The sequence below is a fragment of the Novosphingobium sp. 63-713 genome (assembly GCF_001898925.1).
In the GTDB taxonomy this organism is placed as follows: Bacteria; Pseudomonadota; Alphaproteobacteria; order Sphingomonadales; family Sphingomonadaceae; genus Novosphingobium.
This window is the reverse complement of sequence record NZ_MKVS01000050.1, coordinates 1-3,477: the sequence shown is the minus strand read 5'-3', so window position 1 is coordinate 3,477 and position 3,477 is coordinate 1. Positions and strand designations below refer to the sequence as shown.

The window sequence follows — 3,477 nt, the reverse complement described above, 5'->3', positions numbered from 1 at the left end:
TTGATTTTATCACGAGCTCGACGCTGACCTTTTCCGTCAATCCCGGACGTGAGAATCGCGTTACCCCAGATAAAACCATGCTCTGGATAATGCGCCTTATGCCGAGCTCGGCATAAGGCCCATGCCCGGCGCAAGCTGCATGACGTATTTAAGGCGGATGGGCATTCGGTGGCCAGCCAAGGGTTGGACATGATCCGCGATCTTTACGCCATCGAACGCCAGATCGACGATGTGTCGGCGCAGGAACGGCGGCAGGCCCGCATGGCATCGAAAGCCAAGGCACTGGAGTTCTTCGCCTGGGCCGATGATGTGCTGTCCAAGGCATCAGCCCGCTCCCCGCTGGCAGAGGCGCTGCGCTATGCCGTAAAGCTCAAGCCTCAACTGCTGACCTACACAGAGGACGGCAGGCTGGAGATCGACAACAATCCGGCAGAGAACGCGCTGCGAGGGATATGTCTGGGCCGTAAAAATTGGCTTTTTGCCGGCGCCGACTGCGGCGGGGAGCGCGCCGCCGCCATGTATTCGCTGCTGGAAACCGCCAAGCTCAATGGTCTCAACCCACAGGAATGGCTGGCCGATGTACTCGATCGCATCGGCAAAGGGCATCCGATCAATCGGATCGATGAACTTTTGCCGTGGAACTGGCCTACCTCGCAAACGTGAATACGCACTTCAGGTGGAGGCTGACGTTGACGAGTCGCCGCCAGACAGTAAGTTGGCAACATGCGATTTTTCGTCATTGCCGCTCTTGTATCCGCCCTCGGCGGATGTTCGGATGTGTGCACAAGCACCTTGGTCACAAGTGTCGTTGCGCCTGACGGACAGCACAAAGCTGAATTGTTTCAGCGGGACTGTGGCGCAACCACAGGCTTCTCGACACAGATTTCAATCACGGCGACAAGTGAAAAGCTGTCTGGTGGAGGCAACACATTCCAAGCTGACGACGACCATGGGGCCGCACAAGCCGGAGCATGGGGCGGACCTTGGGCTGAGATAAACTGGCTAAGCGCTGACCACCTTCTCGTGAAATACGCTGCAAAATCGCGGGTTTTTAAACGGGTGACCGATGTAAACGGCGTCAGAGTGACCTTTCAAACGGTGACCCGCTGAGCGATCGCTTCGGACGTTTTCTGATACCGCCGGGCCTTGCCGGACGCTTACTGTAGAAGCGCAGTCACTGCTTGGCTCTGAGCGAGTAGGCCTATGATGGCTATCTGGTCCCCAAAACGGAACAAGGATCGAACTTTCGTTCGAGGACGCCCCTCGATTAGCGTCCCCTATCGGGGCTAACATGCACCGCAAGACCCCATTTTTCCGTCACTTTTCCCACATCGCCCAGCTAGCTTGGATGCCTCTCAAAGTTCCTATTGACGCAGCACACCGAACGCGGCAGCACCGCTCGGAGAAGGGGCGGTCTATGGCCAGATAATTCATGTAAAAACAATAGTATGCTTGTTGCATTCCACCACTGGAATAGCAAAAATGCGAATTCCGTCGCTGGAATAAAATGCCCTGAGCAAGCCCATGGCTGCCTATGCCGAGACTAGCTCTCAATAAAGCATTGATATATCCTTGAATTATTATTCCGTAGGCAGAATAGCCCTTCAGTCATCATTCCGCCTGCGGAAGGCCACCCGCTTGCGCAAGGTTCGTCAGTAAGCTAAACATTGCCTTGCGATAACCGGACCAGGCTTCTCCTAGTGAGGAGCCGTTGTGACCAAACTGATCCAATGCGGCTTGAGCGTCAGCCCGCCGCAATACGAGCGCATCAAGCGGCTAGCCCAGCAACACGGTCGTCGTCAGTCCGAGTGCATTCGCTCGATGATCGACTTTGCCCTGCCGCTGTTTGAACTGGGCCAGAAGGTCGATTTCGCCCGGCTGATCACTATGCTCGAGTTCAACACGCTCGCGCTCGACACGCTGGTGCAGAAGGCTGCGCCTGATGAGGCGGACCGCCTGCTCGACCTCGCCATCGAACATGCGCAGACCTACCATGGCGCGTGATGGGGACATTCGTTTCGACCGGCGCCCCGTAGCGGTCGAACATGAATCGGCGCGCGGCGAGATCGTCCGCAACGTCGGGGCTTTCACCCGAGGGTCGCAGCTTATCCGGCTGCGCTACATGATGATGATGGAAGGGCTGCGCTGGCCGATCCTGGCAGCGGTCCTCAGCTTCAGCCTGCTGTTGGTCATTCTGCTGGCGCTGCTTATGCGCGAGCATGAGGTGCAACTCGTAGAGATGCGCCTCTTCGCCGACATTTGGGATCTGGTCGATCTCGACCCCGGCCACAGCGTTAACCTGACTTTGCCGGACGACAGCGTGGTGCCGATGACCATCGGTGACGTGCCCGACTATCCCGATGTCGCGCAGGCCTGGACCAAATTCATGCGCTGCATGATTGTGGCTTTGGCAGGTTCGCTGTTTTTCAGCGGCCCGCTGGCGACATGGTTTGTCCGCCTATCGCAGAGGATCGGCGTAGACATCCTGAAGGAGCGCCACGAGCGTGGTGCCATGCTGGTCAGCGCCGCAGTGCTGGCGGGCGAGATCGATGCGCATAACGCCGCCGAATTCACCGCCGAATTGGCCGAGCGTCACCCAACTATGGTGGCGGAACGTGTTGCTGCGGCCACCATTGCCGAGCGTGTCGCGCTGGGCTTGCATGTGCCCTATGCCATGGCAGGGATCGCCTATCCCTGGCGGCTTGAGCAGACCCACGCTATGCTCATCGGCACAACCGGCGCCGGCAAGACGACGCAGCTCCGCAAGCTGGTGACCGAGGCGCGCGAGCGGGGCCAGCGCTGTGTGGTCTTCGATCTCACTGGGGCTTTCGTCGAAGCCTTCTACGAGGAAGGCCGCGATCATATTCTTAACCCCATGGACCAGCGCTGCCCGCCATGGACCATCTTCAACGATTGCCAGAACTATGCTGATTACATCTCGGCCGCCGCCGCGCTGATCCCCAGCGATGGCGGCAATGCCGAGCCCTTCTGGGCCATGGCCGCGCGCACGCTCTTTGTCGAAATGTGCGTGAAACTCGCGGCATCCGGTGAAACCACCAATGGTGCCATTGCTCATCACCTCATGTCAGCCGACCTCAAGGCCGTTCACGCCAAACTCGCCAACACGATCGCCAGCCCACTGACTGCCACTGAGGCGGCGCGCATGGCGGAATCCATCCGCGCCGTGTTCAACACCAATGCCCAGGCGATCCGATTTCTGCCTGATCCAGTGCCGGGAGAGCGGCCACCCTTCTCGATCCGGCGCTGGGTACAAGAGGAGCCGGTTCCGGGCTCGATCCTGTTCATCACCTCGACCCATACCGATTTGACGCTCAACCGCGCGCTTCTCACCCTCTGGATGGATCTCGCGGTCAATGCACTGATGGGCATGCCGCGCACCCGTGATCTGCGGATGTGGTATCTCTTCGACGAGGTCCACGCGCTCCACCGGATGCCGGCGATCGAACATGGGTTGCA

At 58.9% G+C, this 3,477-nt stretch carries 2 protein-coding genes and 1 pseudogene; all 3 read left to right on the top strand.

Annotation, left to right across the window (positions count from 1 at the left end):
* Positions 1 to 117: 117 nt before the first annotated feature.
* Positions 118 to 663: pseudogene (locus tag BGP00_RS23490) on the top strand (transposase); the annotation flags it as partial.
* 1,050 nt (positions 664 to 1,713) lie between these two features.
* Positions 1,714 to 2,004, top strand: coding sequence for a hypothetical protein (locus tag BGP00_RS23485; RefSeq protein ID WP_127709328.1), 291 nt, complete (start codon positions 1,714 to 1,716; stop codon positions 2,002 to 2,004).
* On the top strand, positions 1,979 to 3,477 hold a 1,499-nt coding region (locus tag BGP00_RS23480), incomplete at its 3' end, for a type IV secretion system DNA-binding domain-containing protein (RefSeq protein WP_292925906.1). The genes BGP00_RS23485 and BGP00_RS23480, both read left to right, overlap by 26 nt.